At 60.5% G+C, this 997-nt stretch carries 2 protein-coding genes; one reads left to right on the forward strand and one right to left on the reverse strand.

Annotated features, from left to right (window positions below; genetic code table 11):
• Positions 1 to 7: 7 nt before the first annotated feature.
• Positions 8 to 490: a GNAT family N-acetyltransferase gene (locus tag ACFFWD_RS36565; RefSeq protein ID WP_376971350.1), complete on the reverse strand. Its 483-nt coding sequence runs from the start codon at positions 488 to 490 to the stop codon at positions 8 to 10.
• A 291-nt stretch (positions 491 to 781) separates the two neighbouring features.
• Here ACFFWD_RS36565 and ACFFWD_RS36570 point away from each other — a divergent pair, with 291 nt between their 5' ends.
• Positions 782 to 904 (forward strand): hypothetical protein, encoded by a 123-nt coding sequence (locus ACFFWD_RS36570; protein WP_376971348.1) that lies wholly within the window; start codon positions 782 to 784, stop codon positions 902 to 904.
• The last annotated feature ends 93 nt before the right edge of the window (positions 905 to 997 follow it).

The raw sequence follows: 997 nt of genomic DNA on the forward strand, positions 1-997 counted from the left end.
CGAGCCATCATGCGTCGCGAGGAACGATGTAGAGCAGATGAGGCAGTATAAGCTCTGGAGAATAATAAAATGGCCCTTCGCCGATCCTGATGGCTCCCATTCGCTTGTAGAAGCCTTCTGCCGAAGGTTCGGCGTAGATCATCAGGGCACCGGCTTTCAGCTCCTTGGCACGCCCGACGGCCGCCTCGAAAAGCACCCGGCCAACGCCGCGTTTCCAAAACGGTGGATCGACAAAGATGCCGTCGAGCTGCGCAATGCCCAGAACTGCGGTTGGCGTCACTGTCACAACCCCAACTGCCTCTCCAGCCTCGTCTTCCGCCACTCGAACATAGCCGCCGGTGATCAACGGCATCGTGACGGTGAGTGCCGGCATCACCCGGTCGATGAAGGCCTCGTCGTACCCTGCTTGTGCGGTAGCGCGCACGCAGAGGCGCGTGAGGCCGCGCTGGTCTTCCGGCTTGGCACCGCGAATTGAATAAAGTTCCGCCATCTAACAGATCGATCGAAAGATGCCGTCCTGGCATGTGGGAACGCCGAGACCGGTCGCAAAGGGTCAACCGCGCCGTTCAGTCTCGTCCAACGGTAAATCACGGGTCTATTGCCGGACATCGGTCCGATGTCCACATGTATTGCGGGCGTTTGGCCGTTGAACGGAGGTCCGGCATCAGCGAACCCGTCGAGAGCAATCCGGGAACAATCCTTCGCTGCTCCTTACGATGTGCGCAAGCTCGTCGTCGCGGGTCCCCCCGTCCTCATCTGCGATGAATGCGTCGAGTTATCGATGACCCTCGTTCGCGACGAGGGCGGCGCGTTCTACCTGCGCAGGCCGGCCGAGTACCGCAAGCTGGCGGAGGATAATGTCCGCGTCGCGGAAGCAGCGGGCGTTCCCCGATTTTCTGCTTGACAAGGCGGTCTAAGACGGCTTGCACAGCTAGGAGCCCCGTCGGTAGGTATCGCGGGAACCTCCTCGATTTCGACCCGTATGGCGTTCCAATCA

This window comes from Bradyrhizobium erythrophlei, assembly GCF_042430365.1.
Lineage (GTDB): Bacteria > Pseudomonadota > Alphaproteobacteria > Rhizobiales > Xanthobacteraceae > Bradyrhizobium > Bradyrhizobium erythrophlei.

Coding starts and splice junctions, on each gene's coding strand:
- ACFFWD_RS36570 (WP_376971348.1), top strand. CDS start 782: ATGACCCTCGTTCGCGACGAGGGCGGCGCGTTCTACCTGCGCAGGCCG.
- ACFFWD_RS36565 (WP_376971350.1), bottom strand. CDS start 490: ATGGCGGAACTTTATTCAATTCGCGGTGCCAAGCCGGAAGACCAGCGC.